This is a genomic window from Legionella sp. ST3F1, assembly GCF_048553315.1.
GTDB classification, from domain to species: Bacteria; Pseudomonadota; Gammaproteobacteria; order Legionellales; family Legionellaceae; genus Tatlockia; species Tatlockia donaldsonii.
In genome coordinates this window covers 333,576-353,832 of the sequence record NZ_JBLZIO010000001.1, presented here as the reverse complement: position 1 = coordinate 353,832, position 20,257 = coordinate 333,576, and the positions used below count along the sequence as shown (strand labels likewise).

Below are 20,257 nucleotides of genomic sequence, written 5' to 3'. Positions count from 1 at the left end.
CTCTCTAGGCGGCTAAATCGGTGATAAGCTTACTTAATTTGCCTCGCACCGAGCCATCAATAATTAAATCGCCAGCTTGAATAACCGCACCGCCCAGCAGTGATTGGTCAACATTAACATCAAGCGTGACCTGGCGTTGTAGCCGTTGGCTAAGTGAACTGATTAAATGCTGTTGTTGCTCAGTTGAAAGTTCTGAAAAGCTATGAACTTTGACTACCAGCGTTTTTTCTTGCTCCGCACGCAATACCTCAAACAACACTTTAATATCAGGCAATAGCATTAAGCGCTTATTATAAGCCAACAAGGCTATCAGACTTTCTATTGCTGTTGCTTCTTTATCGCTAGCTTTTGCAAAAGGAATCATTAATAGTTCTGTCTGTTGTTTTTCTGTTACTGCAGGATTGGTAATAAATTGCATTGCTTTATCATCCAACACCGATATTGCCAAACTATGCAGTATCTCAGACCATTGGCTAAGTTTTTTGACAGCCAGCGCGTGCTCAAAAATTGCTTTTGCGTAAGGTCTAGCGATCGTTGTGGTATCTGCCATGTTAAATCTCTTTAATCAGGTTATCCAATAACGCGCTATTCGCTTGTTTATCGATTTCACGCATAAGAATCTTTTCAGCACCAGCCACTGCCAACTGAGCGACTTGCTTGCGCAAGTTCTCTTTTGCACGATTTATCTCTTGCAGTAATTGCTCATGTGCTATTTTGGCCTGTTTTTGTGCTTCCAGTTTCGCTTCTTCTTTCGCTTCTTCAATGAGTTGAGCAGCACGGTGATTTGCTTTCTCAATAATTTCTGAAGCTTGTGATTTGGCTTGTTTTAATTCATCACGGACACGATGTTGAGCCAGTTCCAATTCTTTACGGCCACGCTCTGCAGAGGATAAGCCGTCAGCGATTTTGTCTTGACGCTCTTCCATTGCTTTAGCCAACGGTGGCCAAACAAATTTCATGGTAAACCAGACAAACGCGACAAAAACCAACATTTGAACAATCAAGGTCAAATTTATATCCAAGGTAATTTCTCCTGTAGCATTTGGGGCGCAAAATCGCCCCCATTTAGTGTTATCAAGAACCTAAATTGCTGAGGAAGGGGTTAGCGAAAGTGAAGAACAACGCAATACCCACACCAATCATTGTTACCGCATCAAGTAAGCCTGCAACAATAAACATTTTTACTTGTAACATAGGAACCATTTCAGGTTGGCGTGCAGAACCTTCAAGGAATTTTCCACCCAATAAACCAAACCCAATCGCGGTACCTAAAGCACCTAAACCTATCAGCAGGGCGACTGCGATAACAGTCATACCTTGAACTTGTGCTATCAAACTTGCAGCTTGCATATAAATCCCCTTAATGGACAATTGTTTAAATTAAAAAATGATTAATGGTCTTCATGGGCCAGACTGAGATAAACAATAGTCAGTACCATAAAAATAAACGCTTGCAACGTGATCACCAAAATGTGGAATATTGACCAGGCCAAAGCTAATAAAAACTGTGCTACGCCCAAAGTAACTGTTCCAGCCAATGAGGTTACAGTTGCATTCAAGGTTAGCAAGGCTATCAGAATAAAGATCAATTCACCAGCATATAAGTTTCCGAATAGACGCAGTGCAAGCGAAATCGGTTTAGCAATCAATCCCACCAATTCCAACAACAAGTTGAAAGGAATAAATGCGGGGTGATTAAAAGGCTGTAAGGCTAATTCCTTTGCGAAACCTTTGACACCTTTGATTTTCACACTATAGAAAATAATCAGCATGAAAACGGATATCGACATGGCAAAAGTTAGATTCAGATCGTTCGTAGGTACGACCTTTAGATAATGAATACCAACTGATTGAGCCAGAATAGGCAGCACATCAACGGGAACAATATCCATAAAATTCATCAGAAAAACCCAAACAAAAATCGTCAGCGCCAAGGGTCCGATTAATTTATTTTTTCCGTGGAAACAGTCTTTAACCTGATTATCAGCAAATTCGAGCATTAATTCAGCAAAATTCTGTAACTTGCCGGGGACCCCTGTCGTTACCCTACGTGCGCCAATGTATAGCAACGCCAGAATAAAAACCCCTGATACAACAGAGAAAAACAGTGTATCGAGGTTGACCGTCCAAAAACCACCCGAACCAAAACTCATCGTTTTGAGGTTAAAGGTGAGATACGTTAAATGATGTTTGATATATTGGGTGCTTGATACCATTTCAGTCACTTTCTGGCCTATTTTGTTTGTTAGCAAAAATCAGTGGTGCGAACCAATGGTTCATCAACACCATAATGTAAGTGAAAAAAAACGCAAGAGGGGCTACTTTAAACAGGACAAACACCAGCGTAAACAGGATAACAGACGACAATATTTTCAACGCCTCACCAATATAGAAGCTTTTGACTATTTGCCGAGCCGCTCTGGCGCCCTGGTAGCGAAACAGTTTTCTTGCGAACAAGATAGAAGGTATGACTGCTACCAGTCCCCCTAATATTGCGGATATCGCCTCTTTTGTTCCGAAAGTCAGCAGAAAAGCCAATGCTATTATTACACTGGTAGCCAGCTGAGCTCCCATCAAGCCTATCACGCCTCGTACGCTCCGCCTATCTTTCACATTTTCACCCATCTTTCAACGCGCGAATTATAAAGTAATCAAGCTGGATAAGCAAACATCAGCAGCAAGTTAAGTCTCTATTTGCTGTTTTTTTTTGCTAAATCAATTAGTTTCGAAATTGAATTTTTATTGATCTTATTAATTATTTAAAATCCAGGTGGTTTTTTTTGGTGTAACTAATCTGTAATCGACCTAACCGCGTGCTGCGCTGGAATATTAGGCATATATTGATTATATTTTATAATAGGTGTACTTATTATTTACACCAATAGTGTTTACCTCGAAGTAAGGAATTATGATATGTCAGAAAAGCAACAACGCACCGCTGCCAGTATGCGGGAAAAAATGCTCAATCGGTACGGTGATGAACTTCACCACAAACATGATAAAAACCATAACCCCTATCGAAAACATTGTAAATCTCACCCTGTACAACTAATGAACGGACATAGCAAAGAAGACGAAGCAAATTCATCGACGGGATTGTTGCGTGCTTTTAAATTAAGAAAAATTCGTAAACGACTGGATAAAGGTCGCATCCATTGATAAAGTAATGGTATCCTCCAGGTTAGCCACTTCCTGGTTTGGAACTGCGCACAGTGGCTTGAGTCTACTCAGGCCACACTCTTTTAGTGCAGATTAGACATCTTTTACAGGCTGCCCGCTTAAATTGTAGTATTTGAGTAATTTAACGACTCGCTCGACCCCGGCAGTATTCCTGGCAATATTGATTACAACAGCGGCTTGAGCTGGCCTCACATCTCCCATTAGGTAAACAATACGATCAGAAGTAATCACCTTAAACGCATTTGGATCAATCGCTGAGTCAGCAAAAATCTGGCTGCGAATTTTAGTTGTGATCCAACTATCCTCTAAGGTGTTACTTGGTTGTTGGTTAATATCCATTTGGTTAAACAGACGACGATAACCCGATAGTGCCGATATCCGTTTAATCGCTGTCTCGCGCAGTTCCAGGCTGGGGACATGACCTGCCAACAGAATATCGCCATTAAAAACGGCCAGGTCGATTGCGCAACCCTCTGTTTTAAAAACGTTGTCCTCATACAAGACTCGATGTGCTTCTGCAGAAAGCTCATAATCACTGAGTTTTTTATAAACATTATGGCGGTCATAAACTAAAGTAGCCCCGGTCCATACGCCACCAAGACAACCAGTCAAAAGACTGCAGCTTAAAAAAATGACAGCAAAACATCCCTGTTTTCTCATAGTTCCTAGACAATATATTGGAAGACTTTAACCACTTTACGAACACCTTGTACCTGTCTGGCAACACTGACCGCCAAATTGGCTTGCTCGCGAGTAGCAATTCCCATTAAGTAAACAACAGCGTTTTCGGTCACAATACGAATGGAGCCAGATTCCAAACCTTTCTTGGTTAACATTAAGCTACGTACCTGACTAGTTATCCAGGTGTCTTTTGTTCGTTGACTAATAGGCAGGGGATAATCAACCGAAATCTCATCGTAGACTCTTCTCACATTCGGTGTATTTTGCGCGATTTTTTCCGCTACCACTCTTAGCGAGGCAGTTGGTGTTTGTCCAACAAGCAATACAACACCGTTAAAGCTGCTTACTAAAATGCGTGAGTCACGAAAACGAGGATCGGTAACTATAGCAGTATGAACCTTATGAAAAATACGGGCATCACTTTCTAAGGTAACAACGCTGCGGCGATCATAAACCACAAGACCAGCGGCAGCGCCGGCTACCACTGCTGCAACGCAGCCTGTCAGCAATGAACTAACGAGTAAAAAAATTATTGAGCGAATCTTCATAACTTACCCCAACATTTGACCAAACAACGATTGATCTATCAAATCACAAAAACAATGCAAGATGAATAAATGTGTTTCACGAATACGTGCTGCACTATCGGCCTGCACCCTTAGTTCGATATCTTCAGGTCCGAGGTGGTTAGCAAGAACCCCACCATCTCGCCCGCTTAAAGCAATGGTATCCATCCCACGATCATTTGCTGCATTGACAGCATGCAAAATACTATCCGAATTACCTGAGGTTGAAAGCGCGAGTAAGACATCTTTTTCCTGCCCTAATGCATGGATCTGGCGAGCAAAAATCTGATCATAATGATGATCATTGGAAACGGATGTTAGCGAGGCCATATCTGTACTCAAAGCAATAACAGGTAAAGGAGGCCGTTCTACTTCGAAATGATTGAGCATGGCAGCAGAAAAATGCAAACAATTTGCAGCTGAGCCACCATTGCCACACAACAATATTTTCCCATCATTAAGAAGGCAGTTAACCAAGCGTAATCCTGCCTTGGCTATTAGCGCAGACATCGTATCAGCAACAGCTATTTTCCCTTCGATGCTAATACCAAAGAGTTGCCTAACTCTGTCTTCCATCTGTGTCATCTTTCATTTCCCAATTTATTTGTATTATTTTAAAAGCCCAAACCAAAAGCATTTTTTATCCACCCAATCTTTGCAGGCTTGCCATCTAAAGTCAGTACATCAAACCGTGTGGGTTGTGTTTCATTAATTTTATTTGTAAGTAAATAATGGGTAGCCGTTTTTAAAAGTTTTTGCTGTTTGCTGTAAGTCACGCTGGCTGCAGCACCTCCAAATGAAAGTGAGGCACGAGCACGCACTTCGATAAAAACAAGATAAGCACCTTCTCGCATTATTAAATCTATTTCTCCCCAGCGACAGCGGTAGTTACTCGCCACCCATTTCAATCCCTGAGCAGAAAGATGCATCCGTGCCTGCTGCTCTTCGATATACCCAATCCTTTGCGACATTGTCTTACCTATACGCCTGTATTAGTCGGCCATCGCCACAGCTACCCCATTTCTAAATTGTCCCCAGGCAGGAATTCTTGCAACCTGCTGTGCCCGATTCAGATAAAGAGCCCCACTTTTATCATTAACACCCATCGCTGGGAAGAGTAATAACTGATTCAGTTGATTAGCTAAGGCATAACTATCCATACCTAAAGCATATAAACGATTATAACTGTTAAGCTGTTCGGGCCAGTTCTTATTACCCAACTGATGAGCAAAGACCCAGGGCATGTCGCAGAAAATGATGCCATTCAAATCCTTATCTTTCATGATGTTCAAACTTCCACTATAGACGGTGGAAGTAGCGTAAACCGGGACATCACCAGCAAAATAATATTTTAGAAGAGGCATGATTTGCCGTGCTTTTGAAGGGTAAGCAAGCATAAAAATCATATCAAAATCTTGTCGTCGCGCAGGAACTGATTGAATATTGCTGCCCAATAGTTGTTTAAGTTTCTTTTCCCGTACCTGGCTATCAGAAATATGAAGAATATCCCGTACCGCAATATTCAAATCCTCATTATTGGCATATCTCAATTGATCAGAGATGATCCCATCACTCGAGCGCCACTGAGATGAAAATGCTGCAACAATTTCGTCGCCCCAAATTCCTTTTGGAGCAATGATTAAGGCTCGTCTTAACCCTCTTTTGCGTGCCTTGACTGCAACCTGCCTTGCCTCGTTAGAAGGTGACAGCCCGAAACGGTAAGCATTCGTATTAGTTCCAGTTTCCATATCATTCAGCAAAAGGGTCGGAACAGGGTGATCCATGGCAGCAACACTGGCAACATCTGTTTTACTTAGAGGACCAACAACATAATCGGCACCATCTGCTACTGCCTGCTGATATAAATCAGCAACATTTCCTGCCGCCGTATCATATAACCGAATTTTCGCTTCTGAAGCAGGATTACTTTCCGCTGCGCTGACAAAACCATCACGAATCGCATTGCCTGGTCCAGCTAGAGGCCCGGTTAGTGGGAGTAAGAGAGCCATTTGACGCGGTGTTCGATGCAAATAAGGCTTAACGGCAGACAAAGGGGAGGGCAAAATACCATTCGCAGGATGCCCAGGATATTGCTGTTGCCATTGTTCAACACGAGCATAAGTAGCCTCAGCATTTGCAGAATTCTGGCGTGGGATAAGTGCTAACTCCATCCATCCCTGCAAATCAGATCCTTCTTGGGCTTCGATTGCCAGGGTATTCAGTTCAGCAACAGGTAGTTTGGTCAAAGTAAGCCACAAAATACGACGGTTATTAGCCTGTGCAACCTCATCCGTTAAAAGGCGTTCCAATTTAATGCGTTCAATAACCGATTCACTGGCATTCCCTATGGACTCATAAGCGTTAGCCAGGATTTCATGAAATTGAACTTGATAAAAAGACGGCAAGCTGTTAATTTCACGCACGCCTGATAGCCTGGCGACAGCAGCTTTTGGCTGTTCACGAATCAAGTCGGTTTTGGCGAGTAAAATATTTTTTTCACTAGTCTGTTCGGGTGATAAATTATTGGTTTGAGCTAACGTTTTTATACCCTCTCGCCACTGGCCATCGTAGATAAAACGGCCGGCAGCCATGAGCAGAAGATTTTGTTGCTCATCACCGCCCTGATTTTTTGCCAAAGCAAGGTATGCACTTGCAGGCATAGTATAAGGAATGGCGGATTGCTTGTTAGGGCGTGGCGGAGTATTTTGATTTTCAGCAACTTTCGTGCATTGAGAAAGCAAAATGACTGAAACGATTAGCGATACTAATTTTAATACTAATGAATTTGGTAACATGGAGGTACGTCCGAAGCGCTGGAACGGAATAGGATAAACTATGGTAAAAAGTTCAGCAACCATTGTTGGCACTCTTTATGTTGTTGCCACGCCGATTGGTAATCGCGATGACATTAGTTTGCGGGCCCTGGATGTTTTAAGATCGGTTGATACCATACTGGCCGAAGATACCCGCCATTCTCTGCAATTACTGAATGCCTTAGGGATTCATAAACCCTTGCTTTCATTACATGCGCATAATGAAAATGACAAAAGTGAGCAAATTCTTAGTGCCCTGCAGCAAGGAAAATCGTTTGCTCTAATTAGTGATGCCGGGACGCCATTAATCAGTGACCCAGGCTTTCCGCTCGTTCGGCTGGCACAAGAAAAAGAAATTCCCGTTGTTCCGGTTCCTGGAGCCTGTGCTTTAATAACAGCACTTAGTGCTGCGGGTGTTCCTTGTGATAGTTTCACCTTTGCTGGTTTTCTTCCAGCGAAACCGGTTGCAAGAAAAAATAAGCTTAATGCGCTACAAAATTCCGAACATACCTTAATTTTTTATGAATCTACACATCGAATTGTTGATTGTATTAATGATATTATGCAAGTTTATGGTCAACATTATGAAATGGTACTAGCCAAAGAATTAACTAAAGTTTTTGAACGCTTTATTAGAGGGACGGTGCAGGAAATAAAGGATTGGTTACTGATGGACAATAACCACTCAAAGGGTGAGTTTGTTCTTATTCTTCCTGCAAAACCTGCCGCTACAGCCAACACAAAAGGAGAAGAAATTTTAGCAATTTTACTTGAGGAACTTCCTTTAAAGCAGGCAGTAAAAATTGCGAGTTTATTAACAAAAATCTCTAAAAATGAACTCTATAAAAAGGGGCTAGATATGTTAGAAAATGGCAGATGATGCTATTGAAAACCTTTACCATAGCTGGTTTATGCTGCAGATGAAGTCATATTTTACAAGCATAAAGATTATTTTTTACATACCGTAAGACACAACATGCATTCTATGTAGAACAGCTTGATCAGATTTAATTGATAAAATATCAGCTACTTAAAAATCAATTTTGATCTGTATAGAATGTGAGTATGGTTGTGTTAATAAGGATATTAATCATGCCAAAATTGCCTAAAATTTGTTTTTTACCTTTGTTATTATCTTGTTCGCTTAGTTCTGCAATTACTTTAGGTCGAGTTGTTGTTGCAGACCCCCTTGTCGGCAGTCGCTCTATCATTTATGAACAAATTAATGGTTTTGCTGTTGTTGAAGGCGATATCCTTGTTGCCAAAATTACTGATTTACGGCGATTTCGTGCGGTAATAAGACATAAAATTGGTGGCAGTAGGTGGCCAGACGGCATTATTCCTTACGAAATTGCAGAAGATTTACCTTTCAAAAATAAATTAGCTGTTTTGCAGGCGATTGCCCATTGGCAAGAAAAAACCAATATCAAACTGGTCGAATTAACGAGTAAAAATCGCCACATCTATCGGGATTATGTTGTTTTTGTTCCAGCGGAAGGCACAACGTGTTCCTCTTACGTAGGAAAGCAAGGTGGACGGCAGGAAATTAACTTGTCAACCCGTTGTACTGCTATGAATACAGTCCATGAAATTGGCCATGCTCTCGGCTTATGGCATGAGCAATCCCGTGCCGATCGCGCAGAATTTATTCGCATCCTTTGGGAAAATATTGAAGAGGATCATAAATTTAACTTTGACCAACATTTAACGGATGGTGAAGATTTTGGTAGTTATGATTACCAATCAATCATGCATTATGGGGCCTATGCTTTTTCAAAGAACGGCAAAAGAACGATTGAACCTTTAATGGATGGCATCGAAATAGGCCAAAGAAATTATTTAAGCGATAAAGACATTGCGGCAATTAATGCGATGTATCCGAACGACTATTAACAACAATCTATCGATTGGCTTCTTCGGAAGCTCGCTAGAGAGAGGTGCAAGAGGGAAACGAAAGTACATGAGATTTCGAGCACCTTATCGACCCAGCCATTCACTCTGGAGTAACGTTTCCGAAGGTGGGCAGCCTACTACGCGAATAGCAGGCTGCAGGAGAGGGATTCTTATGTAAAGGAAAATGCTCGCGGAGCATCGTCTAGAGAATTGATACTAAGCTGCGTAGCTTTATCCTGATTATGTTTATGATAAGAGCTCCCCAAGCTGTATACCATGTAAGTCGCTGTCATTACTAAAGCAGCGGGCAAAGAGATCGCCATAGTAGTCATAAACAAAGCCGGCATTACCGCATTTTTACCTAATGTAAAATAAAAATTATCGCTCGCCGTTTTCTGTTCCCATTGAGCCAATCCAATCGTTTTTGGGCCTGCGCTTTCTAATTCTGCTGTACGAAGAGCAACACTCTTTTCCTTATAGTTGCTGTAAGCCCCGTCAGATAAGTAGATTGCCACCCCGAGGGTGCATACCAAATAGGAACCTGCGATCAAGGCAGCTGGTGTCAGTAACATAGACGCTGAAAAACCCATCATTAATAATAAAGCACCTGTAGCATTAAACAGGTAAGTGGCGCTTTCTACTTCCCAACTGTTATCAAGCTGCTGAATTTGCTCTGCTAATATTATCAGAGCAGTCTCATGGCCTGGACGACCAAGAGATAATTCTGATTCGTGATAAATTTGTTCTTCTTTGTATTCCGCTCTTTTAGTTAAATAAGCATCTTTAGCAAGTTCGCGACGATATAAAAGCAGACAGACGTCGAAGACCAAGAATGCTGCTGTTGCCCAACCGGCCACAGGATTAGAAATACCAAAATAGTCGTTATAATTAGTGAGACCGTTAACGGTAGCCCAAACTATATCGTTTAGATAAGTGAGTCGACGATCATAAAGTTCATCTGTGAAACGCCGCCAGGTAGTTAAAGCCTCTTCATCGGTTGATGTTGGGGAAAGCGCATGTTTAAGCGCAACTCCCATATTAAGAATCATGCGGCCCACAAAAAAGCCCACGCTCAAAGCACGAAAGATATGATTAGGTTTTTCCCAAGTATGAACAATAGCATCAACATCAATCTCTTTGCCCAGGATATTGCCCAGTTTTTCTATCCATTGAAGTTCACGAGCCAGGAAAAGTGAATTTTTCATGGTTAGTCGGCAGAAAGTCCAGTAAATACGGCTTACATTAGCAAAACCAACATTACTTACGATTTTAGAGATACTGAAAGGGGTCGCTCTAAGCTCCTTTAAACTCGCTCCTATGTCTGCGCCCAGTTTATTTAAAAATCCTTCATCCTTTGGGCCAATTTTAGCGTCATCTTCATTATCACAACGCTTTCTTATTGCTTCAGCCAAATCAGCGAACTGTTTTGCATTAGGTTTCCCTTCTCCGTCATGAATTTCATAATAATTTTTCAGCATAATGCTGCAACTATAGCAGTAAAGCCAGAATTTCTTTCCAGCACCATCATTAGCAATCGCCTTCTTTCTCAGGCTGGCATACAATTGGTTAAATTCTTGCTCAATCAATGTTTTATTATCTGCCAGGAATTTGTAGCGGCGTTTGTCATCTTCTCCCCCTTCAGCCCATCGACGAGCATCCGCAGTACTATTAATTTCTGATGTCAAAAAGCCCTGTTTGTCGCGAGCAAAAAATTGGTATTGAGCTGAATAGGAAACCATAATCTAATCCATCAAAAAAATGTGCAATAAGTTAAAAATACAAACTTAGCATTAGTGTGATTCGCAAAGCAAGCTATTTTGTATTTATTTTTTTCATATTGCCTACTGAATGTCATTTAATGATAACATTTTGATTTATAATAATTTTTTATTGATACTGAGGGTTTTTTGCCTACTCAATTAACATCTTTGCAAAAAATATTAACTTTATTTACCGATGCAAAAACTGGAAAAAATTCTACCCAGTAAATCATCAGAGGAAAATTCCCCTGTAATTTCCCCCAAAGCCTGATGAGCAAGACGCAAATCTTCAGCAAGTAATTCGCCAGCTCTTTGCGTAGTCAACTGTTGCTGCCCGGCGAGTAGTAACTCTTTTGCCCTATCTAAGGCATCTAAATGGCGCCTTCGAGCTAAGAATAAACCCTCCGTTGGCTGATAACCGACAACCTCTTTAATTTTGTCTTTTAGCAACTCCAGGCCAGCACCTGATTTAGCGGAAAGGTAGACAGCCTGTTCTTCTGTTTTGGGAGTCAGGCCCGCCGAATCAATCTTGTTATAAATCTGAATCACAGGAACACCGGGGGGTAAGGTATTGCGAATGGTTTCACTGAGCTCACTGCTACAATCGGTCTTGTTAATATCGATTACCATCAATAAGCAATCGGCACGACTTACCTCCTGCCAGGCCCGCTTAATTCCTTCTTTCTCTACCAGATCCTCGCTTTCGCGTAGACCTGCTGTATCGATCAAATGCAAAGGGATATCATCAAGCAAAATATGCTCGCGCATAACATCACGCGTAGTACCGGCCACATCGGTTACTATCGCCACATCTCGGCCAGCCAGGCAATTGATAAGCGTTGACTTTCCAGCATTCGGACGACCAGCAATGACAATCGACAAACCCTCTCGAATAATGGCACCTTGCGATGCACTGTTACGAATAGTCTTCAGCGATGCTAAAACATCTGCCAGCATCGTCGCCACTTTACCATCGCTAAGAAAATCAATTTCCTCTTCTGGGAAGTCTATGGCGGCCTCCACAAAAAGGCGTAAGTGAATTATGTTTTCGTTTAATTCATGGATTTTATTTGAGAAATCACCTTGCAGTGATCTTAGGGCCATGCGAGCGGCTGTTTGTGAGCTGGCATTAATAAGATCGGCTATCGCCTCAGCTTGAGTTAAATCCATTTTATCATTCAAAAAGGCACGTTCGGAAAATTCTCCCGGTTTGGCTAATCGTGCTCCCAGAGTAATGCATTCTTTTAGTAGAGAATCCAAAACAATAGGGGCCCCGTGTCCTTGCAGCTCCACCACATCTTCGCCGGTAAAAGAATGAGGGGCTTTAAAGTAAATAGCCAAGCCGTTATCCAGAACATTGCCATGTCGATCAACAAAAGAGCCATATTTTGCGATACGGGGAGTTAAACTCTTTTTCCCATTCAATTGTAAAGCGATGGAATAGGCTTGCGGACCCGAGAGGCGTATAACACCCACTCCTCCGCGTCCAGGAGGAGTGGCAATTGCTGCGATAGTATCCGATGACATTTACTTCGCAGAAACCAGAGTTTTCTTTGGCCTGTCATCACTGTACTTACGTGTGATATACCATTGTTGCAAGATTGATAAAGCGTTGTTCACTATCCAGTACAAAACCAGACCGGCGGGGAAATTCCAGAATAGGCCGGTAAAGAGGATCGGCAAGAACATCATTATCTTGGCTTGCATTGGATCGGGTGGCGCAGGATTCAAGCGCTGCTGGATCAACATGGTAGCGCCCATAATGATGGGTAATACATGGTATGGATCGGCAACCGCTAAATCTTTAATCCAGAAAATAAAAGGCGCCTGTCGTAATTCAACGCTTTCTAGTAAAACCCAATAAAGGGCGATGAAAACCGGGATCTGGATAATAATAGGCAAACAACCACCTAAGGGGTTAACTTTTTCCTGACGGTACAACTCCATGGTTGCCTGACTCATTTTGGCCTTGTCATCACCATAACGTTCACGCAAAGCCTGTAATTTAGGTTGTAACTTACGCATACTCGCCATTGATTTATAACTGGTGGCTGATAAGCGGTAGAAGGCTAATTTAATTAATACGGTAACTAAAACAATGGACCATCCCCAATTACCGACTACCGAGTGAATGGCTTTCATTAATGAGAACAATAGGGAAGACAAAAACCACAGCCAACCGTAATCCACTGTCAAATCAAGTCCTGGAGCAATCCCTTTCAACACACTGGTAATTTCAGGACCGATATAAAGACTGGAGCCGATTTTTTTCTCTGTTCCTGGCGCAACCTCAATTGGCTCACTGACTGAACCAATCGTGTAATCCTGATTAGCAACGCGCGTATAAAACAAGTTGTTACTGATCGCATTCGGTACCCAGGCACTCAAGAAATAATGCTGTTGCATTGCAATCCAACCACCTTGAGATTTTGTCTCCAGATTGGTTTTAGTCATATCTTTAAAAGTAACCTTTTGATAACGGTGCTGGGGATTGGAGTAAGATGCACCCGTGTAAGATCCAACATGGAAGATACTTGATTGATCCTCTTGCGGTGAACTACGCAAGAGTTGCGTATTCATATAGCCAGTCCAAGCGTCTTTACTCTGGTTATTCAATAAGTAATTGACTTGAATTAGGTAACTTCCTCTGGTAAAGACAAACTCTTTTTTGACGTCTAAACCTTCCGGTGTTTTGCCATTAAGAACAACCGTTAGTTTTTCTGCGTCTGGCTTTAATTCATATTTTTCTTTGTCTGAGGTTAAATTGAGATTAAGAGTCTGCACTGACTGTCCTGAGCCAGTCAGCAAGCTGCTATTCGCCACATATCGTTCACTCGTACGATTTTGTAACAAGGTAATAGGGTTATCTTTATCTTCAAGGCTTTCCGGGTAGTCCAGTAATTGCGCCTTAACAATATCACCATAGCGTGTGTCAATATGTAAATCGAGCACATCTGTTTTAACGCGAACTAGCTGAGAAGCAGCGTTTTCATTTATCGTTTCCTCGGATCCAGTAATAACCTTTGTTTCCGGTTGATTAGTACTACTGATTCCTATGTTAGGTAGCAATTGGCTATCTTTGGCTTCTGTGGCCTTCTCTTCACTAACTACTTGTTGGGGATGGACTGGCGGATAATCATGCTGCCAACTGGTCCACAGAGAGTAAACAATCAGCGCTAGCGCTGCATATAAAACTACACGACGTATATCCATCAAGGCTTCTCTTTGTTAGGTAATACAGGGTCATAGCCACCAACAGACCAAGGATGGCATTTCAGTAGCCGTCGACAGGTAAGCCAGCCTCCTTTTAAAACACCAAAATGTTTGATGGCAGCTAAGGCATACTCTGAACAACTCGGGTAATAACGGCAACAGGGTTTCATGATAGGACGTAATAGAAATTGGTACATAACAATAGGCAAGCAAATTAGATTGCGTATGAAGCGGTTAATTTGTTCCATATTGTACCTAATTTGGCAATTATTGTTTTGTTTTCTACCTTTGCTACACCGTGTTTGGCCAAAAATATCATATCTATCGCAGGTAACTGAGTAGTTCGAAATCCTTCACGTAATAAACGTTTGATTCGATTTCTATCATGTGCTTTGGGTATCATTTTTTTTGATAATGCCAACCCAAGCCTAGAGTACCCCAGAGAATTTTTACGGTATAGGATAATGAACTCTGAGGTAACTATCTTCTTTGCCTGCTCAAACACGTGGTCATAATCGCTCTTGTTTAATAACCGACGTGTTTTGCCAAAACAGTGCACTTAGGCTGATAAACGCTTACGTCCTTTCGCACGACGACGTTTTAGTACCAAGCGGCCGCCTCTGGTTGCCATGCGTTGACGAAAACCATGATCGCGTTTGCGCTTCAGATTACTTGGTTGAAAAGTGCGTTTCATGATGAACCTGTTGTTAATTAATTTTTGAGGTTGGCAATGATAGAAAACTTTACATCGGCTGTCAAACCATGTTGGAAGAATAAAGCACGATTTTTATTTGCTTGGGGCGCTGCTAATAATTAATAAAAAAGATATTTTAGAATTTTTATTTATATTTATGTGGACAATTTCTGTTGAAAGTTTTGTTTTTTATTTTAAATACAACTGGTTACATAAATGTTTTGCTGTTCAAAACCACTCAATATGCTTTCGATGATGTGTCCATAAGTTAATAGCCCTTCTCTTGCAAGCCAAGTTATCCACTTATTTTACTAGTACTAGTTCTAATATTACTAACATCATTGTTTGGATTGTTACAGTCAAGCAAGAGGTGACTGCATAAAAATAACCAGGGTTTGGTTGTTCACTAATAACTATAAAGTTATTTATTTAAAAGCTTATTACTTTTATATAGTCATTAAAATCTGTTGGTTCTTTCTATATCTAAAGCAAATACAACTAGTTACGATATTTTTTTGTTGTAGATAAGCTTTGTTTATTCGGCCTAATAACTTCTTTATAAGATCATTTTTTTAAAAGAGAATTTTGTTATACCTAACTTATTCCTCTCTTTTAACCAGTTTATCCCGAAGGCTATACCATTGTTTATCTATCCTCGTCGTTGTCTTTATTGCACACGCTATTTCCTGATTTCATCAATTTGATATTTTCATTCTGGTATTTTATTGTTATTGTGGATAACTCTGTTCTTTTACTCATTGCTTAGTATAATTGACGCCCTTGCAAATCTGATTTTACCCAAATTTAATTTTGCTCTTGATTCATATTGGCTTGTTGTTGTCGGTTTGATGGAGGCAATCTTTAAATTTCCTGAGCAAGTATTTCCCTTGCTCCCCTGGTACATTCAGTGGCAATATTTTATTTGATTGTGCTTGCGTGATATTGTTTTAGCCTATTGAGGAGTTTTTGTGTCTGCAAATGTTTGGCAGAAGTGTTTGGGGCTGTTAAAAGAGGAATACCCCGTTCAGCAATTCAATACCTGGTTACGCCCCCTACAAGCGGAAATACAGGATAATGGTCTTGTGTTGCTGGCTCCCAATCGTTTTGTAGTCGATTGGGTAAAGAAAAATTTTTATTCAAGAATCAAAGAGCTGGTTAGCCAATTTGGTGGTGATACTGTTTCGATGGTTAGTATAGAGATTGGTACTAAAGTAGCCCAGCCTGTTGATACGGATGTTCAACCTTTAAAAACACAGACAAATACTGCCAAGGTAATACCAAAGAAAGCGGCTGATTATAAGAACAGCTACCTTAATAAGAAGTTCCTTTTCGATAGTTTTGTTGAAGGTAACTCAAACCAATTAGCCCGTGCTGCTTCCCTGCAAGTAGCTGAGCGTCCTGGTGATGCCTATAATCCTTTATTTATCTACGGTGGAGTGGGCTTAGGTAAAACTCACTTAATGCATGCCATTGGTAATACTATCTTAAAAAATAATCCTGAAGCCAAGGTTCTTTACCTCCATTCCGAGCGCTTTGTGGCTGATATGGTCAAGGCATTACAAACGAATTCAATTAATGAATTTAAGCGTTTTTACCGGTCTCTCAATGCACTATTAATCGATGATATTCAATTTTTTGCTGGCAAAGATCGATCTCAGGAAGAGTTTTTTCATACTTTCAATGCCTTATTGGAGGGACAGCAGCAAATTATTCTTACCTCTGATCGTTATCCAAAAGAGATTGAAGGGGTTGAAGAGCGTCTTAAATCCCGTTTTGGCTGGGGATTAACTGTTGCTGTGGAGCCTCCAGAACTTGAAACGCGAGTCGCTATTTTAATTAGCAAGGCAGAGCAATCTAATATTGAACTTCCCTATGAAGTTGCTTTTTTTATTGCGAAACGTATTCGTTCCAATGTACGTGAGTTGGAAGGTGCGTTGCGTCGTGTTATTGCAAATGCTCATTTTACTGGCAAACCGATTACTATTGATTTTGTACATGAAGCTTTACGTGATCTGCTTGCGCTGCAAGATAAATTAGTTACCATTGAGAATATTCAAAAAACAGTTGCAGAGTACTATAAGGTCAAAGTTGCTGATTTATTATCCAAAAGACGGAGTCGTTCGATCGCTCGTCCGCGGCAAATGGCCATGGCTTTGGCAAAAGAGTTGACTAATCACAGTTTACCTGAAATTGGCGATCATTTTGGTGGGCGCGATCACACCACTGTTATTCATGCTTGCCGTAAAGTCAAAGAATTAATTCAGGATGAAACTGATTTTGCCGAAGACTACAAGAATTTAATGCGTACTTTGTCATCTTGATTAGGGATTAACCATGTTCGATCTGACTCTTACTAAAGAACAACTGCTTACTCCTTTGTTGACAGTTGCCGGTGCGGTTGATAAGAAACAATCTTTGGCTATTTTGTCTAATTTTTTGCTTTCCTTGAATGATAATCGTTTGTTTATAACAGCGACTGATCTAGAGATGGAAATTACAGCGCTTATTAACTGCAATATGAGTCACTCCACAGGAAAGATAACGGTTCCTGCGAAAAAATTTATTGATATTATTCGTTCGCTTGATGATGATGCCTGCCCAACGATTACGATGAAGGAGAGCACCGTCGTTATTAGTGCTGCGCGCAGTAAATTTAAACTTGCCACGTTGCCTGCGGATGATTTTCCCTCGAGCGAGAATGAAGTTAGCGAGGTTGAATTCTCCTTATCGCGTACCGATCTCATTCATTTGCTGCAATCTACCCATTTTGCTATGTCGCAACAGGATGTACGAGTTTTTTTAAATGGATTGCTTCTTGAGTTAGATGCAAATGCAATCACTGCGGTTGCTACTGATGGTCATCGCATGGCAGTATGCCGTTTACCTTGTGATTCCATCGTGTCGCATCATCGTTTTTTACTACCCAAGAAGGGTGTCCAGGAAATGCTTCGATTGCTCAATAATATATCAGATGAGCAAATAGGCATTGCTGCCGGCAAGAATTACTTTAAATTGTCTAGCCAGGAATATACCTTCCAATCCAGACTGATTGAAGCCCGCTTTCCTCCCTATGCCAAGGCCATTCCTAAAGAACAAGATAAATTTGTGCTATTAGACCGTGATGTGCTTAAAAGGGCACTCGCTCGAATTGCTATTCTGGCTCATGAGAAGTCGCGTGCTGTGTTGCTGCATGTTCAACCGGCTCTCCTTACGTTAGTTGCAAATAATCAGGAACAAGAAGAAGCGATGGAGTCACTGGAAGCTCACACCGATGGTAATGAATTAAAAATTGGAATTAATGCGGGCTACCTGCTTGATGTTTTAAATTTTGTTCCTGAAGGATTGATACGTTTATCAATGTCGACTACTGATAGTAGTATTTTGGTTGAGTCAGTACAGGATGAACATTACCAATATGTTATCATGCCTATGAAATTATGAGTCTTGCCCATTTGCAGATCAACAACCTTCGTAATATTGAATCTGCACGTTTAGATCTTCACCCTCATCTCAATATTATTGTTGGTGCTAATGGTAGTGGAAAGACTTCTTTTTTAGAGGCTATTTACCTTTTGGGCAGTGGCCACTCTTTTCGCACAAGAGAAATTTCACCCCTGGTGAGAGAGTCATCTGACTGTCTGACGGTTTTTGCCAGAGCGGATGATGAACAAACGGTCAGTATACAGAAATCTCTTCTTTCGCCAACACAAGTTCGTATTAATTCATCTCCTTGTCAGAGTAGTAGTGAATTAGCTTATTTTTTGCCTTGTCAGGTTTTTTACCAGGATATTTTTCAGATTATTGATGCCGGTCCATCTATCCGTCGTAGTTTATTGGATTGGGGATTGTTTCACGTGAAACAAGCGTATCATTCGTTATGGAAAGATTTTCGAAGAGTACTAAAACAAAGAAATAGTCTGTTACGGCAAAAAGCATCCCCAAGGCAGCTAGTACCCTGGGATAACCTGCTGGTAACGCTCTCTGAACAGTTAGACAACTTACGCGGGCAATATTTTGTTGAACTCAATAGAGAGTTCCAATTTTTATTAAGCCAGCTGACAGATCTTAAAGCATCCCTGGCTTACTATAAAGGATGGGATAGACGAGGGAGCGGCAAACACTTATCAGTCGTCCTAACTGATAGCTATGAGAGTGACCTATATCGACAATTTACGCAGTACGGGGCACATCAAGCCGATCTGATTGTGAATTGTGATAATTTGCAAGCGAAGCAGTATCTGTCACGTGGGCAACAAAAAATTATTCTCTTTGCATTAAAACTGGCACAGGCAAAATTAATAACTAAACGTTGTCTTTATCTCTGCGATGATATTTCTTCGGAATTAGATCAATCACATATTAATAATTTATTTAAACTAATTAAAACAATTCCGGGACAATTCTTCATTACCTGCATTAATTTTGACAGCCTTTTTGTTGAGAACAAATGGATTGATTACAACATTTTTTCTATTAAAAATGGCCATTTCACATGTACGGAAATTTGAGGCAAAATAGTGAATTTGGTGCATTAACCACAAGTGATATCATGAGTATTGATTTAGCATCACTAAAGGAACTATTTGATTTCCTTCAAGCACGGCTTATTAAAAATGATACGAAAGCCAGAGAAAAAGTGTATGGCTTACACGACTCTTTGACGTTATCCATTTCCAGAAAACTTGCTTCGGAAGTAGCTGAAGCACAACAAGCCGTGTTGGGAATGAGTGGAAATTTGCCCACAAGATATAAGGGAGTCAATCTGAAAAATGAGAAAGCTGAACTGCTAGAGAATATCAATCTAGCAATCAAAGCAATTTGCACCTACGAAGCTTTAGTCCTTTGCGTCATGAGTGCATTTCGGCAGGGACTTAATGGCTGTCAGGAACATGCCACCCTGGTTAGTTTGGCGCTATTGAGCCTTTATGGTGTTAATAAGGGGCCTCATGTTGAAAATACAATGCTTGAGATTCACGGTACCCCCTATAATCATGAATTTGTTGTCTTTGAACGAGCAGCAGGGAGTACACTGAATGACGTTTCCAGTTGGGGTAACTGCCTTGTTATAGACTCCTATGGACACTGGTTTGCAGGTATCAATAACTTGCCTGCTGCCACTGCCATAGCCAATTTTTTGCAGGATAAAATTCATAGCAGACTGACTATCTCTGTTTTCCACGATAACAAAATGAAGTTGCATTTACTCCATCGTTATCAGAGTGATCCTGAGCACCCCTTCCATACTATTGAAAAAGTTAGCTTAAAGGTACTGACAGATCATGTTACCAGTTTTGTTGAAAACGCAATGGCAAAATTGGGTTTGCCGCGATTAAAGGTACTTCCCTCGCCAACCTTGTGCGTTGATTCTCTCTTTGCACCAACCAACTCACTGGCAGGTGGATCTACTATCGTTCGCAGGGACGAAGCAGAGAGTAATTTAACAATTTAGCTAAATTG

At 41.0% G+C, this 20,257-nt stretch carries 23 protein-coding genes; 7 read left to right on the top strand and 16 right to left on the bottom strand.

All coding sequences use genetic code 11. The features are described 5' to 3' along the window. Positions 1-4 precede the first annotated feature (4 nt). Genes ACN4Z1_RS01655 through ACN4Z1_RS01635 form a run of 5 tightly spaced genes read right to left on the bottom strand, consistent with a single transcriptional unit; the run spans position 5 to position 2,613 of the window. Positions 5-550, bottom strand: a complete 546-nt coding sequence (locus ACN4Z1_RS01655) for a F0F1 ATP synthase subunit delta (protein WP_228363512.1) — start codon at positions 548-550, stop codon at positions 5-7. Between the two features lies 1 nt (position 551). Then, complete coding sequence (locus tag ACN4Z1_RS01650) at positions 552-1,022, bottom strand: F0F1 ATP synthase subunit B (RefSeq protein ID WP_058445972.1); 471 nt, start codon at positions 1,020-1,022, stop codon at positions 552-554. 52 nt (positions 1,023-1,074) lie between these two features. Then, a complete protein-coding gene (atpE, locus tag ACN4Z1_RS01645; RefSeq protein WP_058445973.1) occupies positions 1,075-1,350 on the bottom strand; it encodes a F0F1 ATP synthase subunit C in 276 nt (91 codons plus the stop codon). A gap of 41 nt (positions 1,351-1,391) precedes the next feature. Next, on the bottom strand, positions 1,392-2,216 hold the full coding sequence (gene atpB, locus ACN4Z1_RS01640; protein ID WP_115222585.1) for a F0F1 ATP synthase subunit A: 825 nt from the start codon (positions 2,214-2,216) through the stop codon (positions 1,392-1,394). A 1-nt stretch (position 2,217) separates the two neighbouring features. Continuing rightward, the gene (locus tag ACN4Z1_RS01635) at positions 2,218-2,613 is read right to left on the bottom strand and encodes a F0F1 ATP synthase subunit I (protein ID WP_181879432.1); all 396 of its coding nucleotides are present in this window, start codon (positions 2,611-2,613) and stop codon (positions 2,218-2,220) included. A 300-nt stretch (positions 2,614-2,913) separates the two neighbouring features. Between ACN4Z1_RS01635 and ACN4Z1_RS01630 the strand changes: the two genes are divergently transcribed. Next, complete coding sequence (locus tag ACN4Z1_RS01630; RefSeq protein ID WP_115222586.1) at positions 2,914-3,159, top strand: hypothetical protein; 246 nt, start codon at positions 2,914-2,916, stop codon at positions 3,157-3,159. A 93-nt stretch (positions 3,160-3,252) separates the two neighbouring features. Here ACN4Z1_RS01630 and ACN4Z1_RS01625 read toward each other — a convergent pair whose 3' ends face one another. From ACN4Z1_RS01625 to ACN4Z1_RS01605, 5 genes are read right to left on the bottom strand one after another with little or no spacing between them, the layout of a single operon-like run. Next, positions 3,253-3,840 (bottom strand): BON domain-containing protein, encoded by a 588-nt coding sequence (locus tag ACN4Z1_RS01625; RefSeq protein WP_228363513.1) that lies wholly within the window; start codon positions 3,838-3,840, stop codon positions 3,253-3,255. A 5-nt stretch (positions 3,841-3,845) separates the two neighbouring features. Further along, on the bottom strand, positions 3,846-4,409 hold the full coding sequence (locus ACN4Z1_RS01620; protein WP_115222588.1) for a BON domain-containing protein: 564 nt from the start codon (positions 4,407-4,409) through the stop codon (positions 3,846-3,848). Between the two features lie 3 nt (positions 4,410-4,412). Further along, positions 4,413-5,012, bottom strand: a complete 600-nt coding sequence (locus tag ACN4Z1_RS01615; protein WP_058445979.1) for a D-sedoheptulose-7-phosphate isomerase — start codon at positions 5,010-5,012, stop codon at positions 4,413-4,415. A 29-nt stretch (positions 5,013-5,041) separates the two neighbouring features. Then, complete coding sequence (locus ACN4Z1_RS01610; protein ID WP_228363514.1) at positions 5,042-5,398, bottom strand: YraN family protein; 357 nt, start codon at positions 5,396-5,398, stop codon at positions 5,042-5,044. A gap of 21 nt (positions 5,399-5,419) precedes the next feature. Next, the gene (locus ACN4Z1_RS01605) at positions 5,420-7,285 is read right to left on the bottom strand and encodes a penicillin-binding protein activator (RefSeq protein ID WP_419387978.1); all 1,866 of its coding nucleotides are present in this window, start codon (positions 7,283-7,285) and stop codon (positions 5,420-5,422) included. On the opposite strand from ACN4Z1_RS01605, the gene rsmI reads away from it, so the two are divergent. After that, positions 7,263-8,120 (top strand): 16S rRNA (cytidine(1402)-2'-O)-methyltransferase, encoded by an 858-nt coding sequence (rsmI, locus tag ACN4Z1_RS01600; protein WP_228363516.1) that lies wholly within the window; start codon positions 7,263-7,265, stop codon positions 8,118-8,120. The genes ACN4Z1_RS01605 and rsmI overlap by 23 nt on opposite strands. A gap of 212 nt (positions 8,121-8,332) precedes the next feature. Further along, positions 8,333-9,133 (top strand): Dot/Icm T4SS effector Zinc-dependent metalloprotease LegP, encoded by an 801-nt coding sequence (legP, locus tag ACN4Z1_RS01595; RefSeq protein ID WP_115222592.1) that lies wholly within the window; start codon positions 8,333-8,335, stop codon positions 9,131-9,133. Between the two features lie 170 nt (positions 9,134-9,303). On the opposite strand, the gene ACN4Z1_RS01590 is transcribed toward legP, so the two are convergent. The 6 genes from ACN4Z1_RS01590 to rpmH form a co-directional block, all read right to left on the bottom strand. After that, complete coding sequence (locus ACN4Z1_RS01590) at positions 9,304-10,872, bottom strand: hypothetical protein (protein WP_228363517.1); 1,569 nt, start codon at positions 10,870-10,872, stop codon at positions 9,304-9,306. A 207-nt stretch (positions 10,873-11,079) separates the two neighbouring features. Then, positions 11,080-12,420 (bottom strand): tRNA uridine-5-carboxymethylaminomethyl(34) synthesis GTPase MnmE, encoded by a 1,341-nt coding sequence (gene mnmE, locus ACN4Z1_RS01585; RefSeq protein WP_228363518.1) that lies wholly within the window; start codon positions 12,418-12,420, stop codon positions 11,080-11,082. Next, entirely contained in the window at positions 12,421-14,106 is a 1,686-nt protein-coding gene (gene yidC / locus ACN4Z1_RS01580) for a membrane protein insertase YidC (RefSeq protein WP_228363519.1), read from the bottom strand. Continuing rightward, the gene (gene yidD / locus ACN4Z1_RS01575) at positions 14,106-14,354 is read right to left on the bottom strand and encodes a membrane protein insertion efficiency factor YidD (RefSeq protein WP_082646613.1); all 249 of its coding nucleotides are present in this window, start codon (positions 14,352-14,354) and stop codon (positions 14,106-14,108) included. Before yidD ends, yidC begins: the two co-directional genes overlap by 1 nt. After that, the gene (rnpA, locus tag ACN4Z1_RS01570) at positions 14,321-14,611 is read right to left on the bottom strand and encodes a ribonuclease P protein component (protein WP_245954034.1); all 291 of its coding nucleotides are present in this window, start codon (positions 14,609-14,611) and stop codon (positions 14,321-14,323) included. The genes yidD and rnpA overlap by 34 nt, the downstream gene beginning before the upstream one ends. A 54-nt stretch (positions 14,612-14,665) precedes the next feature. Continuing rightward, on the bottom strand, positions 14,666-14,800 hold the full coding sequence (rpmH, locus tag ACN4Z1_RS01565; RefSeq protein ID WP_019215662.1) for a 50S ribosomal protein L34: 135 nt from the start codon (positions 14,798-14,800) through the stop codon (positions 14,666-14,668). 968 nt (positions 14,801-15,768) lie between these two features. Here rpmH and dnaA point away from each other — a divergent pair. Genes dnaA through ACN4Z1_RS01545 form a run of 4 tightly spaced genes read left to right on the top strand, consistent with a single transcriptional unit; the run spans position 15,769 to position 20,249 of the window. Further along, positions 15,769-17,121, top strand: coding sequence for a chromosomal replication initiator protein DnaA (dnaA, locus tag ACN4Z1_RS01560; RefSeq protein WP_115219935.1), 1,353 nt, complete (start codon positions 15,769-15,771; stop codon positions 17,119-17,121). Positions 17,122-17,134: 13 nt separating this feature from the next. Beyond that, a complete protein-coding gene (gene dnaN, locus ACN4Z1_RS01555; RefSeq protein WP_115219936.1) occupies positions 17,135-18,241 on the top strand; it encodes a DNA polymerase III subunit beta in 1,107 nt (368 codons plus the stop codon). Further along, positions 18,238-19,308 (top strand): DNA replication/repair protein RecF, encoded by a 1,071-nt coding sequence (gene recF, locus ACN4Z1_RS01550; RefSeq protein WP_228363520.1) that lies wholly within the window; start codon positions 18,238-18,240, stop codon positions 19,306-19,308. Before dnaN ends, recF begins: the two co-directional genes overlap by 4 nt. Then, positions 19,293-20,249 (top strand): hypothetical protein, encoded by a 957-nt coding sequence (locus ACN4Z1_RS01545; protein ID WP_228363521.1) that lies wholly within the window; start codon positions 19,293-19,295, stop codon positions 20,247-20,249. Before recF ends, ACN4Z1_RS01545 begins: the two co-directional genes overlap by 16 nt. Positions 20,250-20,257 lie beyond the last annotated feature (8 nt).

Excerpts from the sequence above, each read along its gene's own strand:
- ACN4Z1_RS01655 (WP_228363512.1), bottom strand. The coding sequence starts at position 550 with ATGGCAGATACCACAACGATCGCTAGACCTTACGCAAAAGCAATTTTT.
- atpE (WP_058445973.1), bottom strand. The coding sequence starts at position 1,350 with ATGCAAGCTGCAAGTTTGATAGCACAAGTTCAAGGTATGACTGTTATC.
- atpB (WP_115222585.1), bottom strand. The coding sequence starts at position 2,216 with ATGGTATCAAGCACCCAATATATCAAACATCATTTAACGTATCTCACC.
- ACN4Z1_RS01630 (WP_115222586.1), top strand. The coding sequence starts at position 2,914 with ATGTCAGAAAAGCAACAACGCACCGCTGCCAGTATGCGGGAAAAAATG.
- ACN4Z1_RS01625 (WP_228363513.1), bottom strand. The coding sequence starts at position 3,840 with ATGAGAAAACAGGGATGTTTTGCTGTCATTTTTTTAAGCTGCAGTCTT.
- ACN4Z1_RS01620 (WP_115222588.1), bottom strand. The coding sequence starts at position 4,409 with ATGAAGATTCGCTCAATAATTTTTTTACTCGTTAGTTCATTGCTGACA.
- ACN4Z1_RS01615 (WP_058445979.1), bottom strand. The coding sequence starts at position 5,012 with ATGACACAGATGGAAGACAGAGTTAGGCAACTCTTTGGTATTAGCATC.
- ACN4Z1_RS01610 (WP_228363514.1), bottom strand. The coding sequence starts at position 5,398 with ATGTCGCAAAGGATTGGGTATATCGAAGAGCAGCAGGCACGGATGCAT.
- rsmI (WP_228363516.1), top strand. The coding sequence starts at position 7,263 with ATGGTAAAAAGTTCAGCAACCATTGTTGGCACTCTTTATGTTGTTGCC.
- ACN4Z1_RS01605 (WP_419387978.1), bottom strand. The coding sequence starts at position 7,285 with ATGGTTGCTGAACTTTTTACCATAGTTTATCCTATTCCGTTCCAGCGC.
- legP (WP_115222592.1), top strand. The coding sequence starts at position 8,333 with ATGCCAAAATTGCCTAAAATTTGTTTTTTACCTTTGTTATTATCTTGT.
- ACN4Z1_RS01590 (WP_228363517.1), bottom strand. The coding sequence starts at position 10,872 with ATGGTTTCCTATTCAGCTCAATACCAATTTTTTGCTCGCGACAAACAG.
- mnmE (WP_228363518.1), bottom strand. The coding sequence starts at position 12,420 with ATGTCATCGGATACTATCGCAGCAATTGCCACTCCTCCTGGACGCGGA.
- yidC (WP_228363519.1), bottom strand. The coding sequence starts at position 14,106 with ATGGATATACGTCGTGTAGTTTTATATGCAGCGCTAGCGCTGATTGTT.
- yidD (WP_082646613.1), bottom strand. The coding sequence starts at position 14,354 with ATGGAACAAATTAACCGCTTCATACGCAATCTAATTTGCTTGCCTATT.
- rpmH (WP_019215662.1), bottom strand. The coding sequence starts at position 14,800 with ATGAAACGCACTTTTCAACCAAGTAATCTGAAGCGCAAACGCGATCAT.
- dnaN (WP_115219936.1), top strand. The coding sequence starts at position 17,135 with ATGTTCGATCTGACTCTTACTAAAGAACAACTGCTTACTCCTTTGTTG.
- recF (WP_228363520.1), top strand. The coding sequence starts at position 18,238 with ATGAGTCTTGCCCATTTGCAGATCAACAACCTTCGTAATATTGAATCT.
- ACN4Z1_RS01545 (WP_228363521.1), top strand. The coding sequence starts at position 19,293 with ATGTACGGAAATTTGAGGCAAAATAGTGAATTTGGTGCATTAACCACA.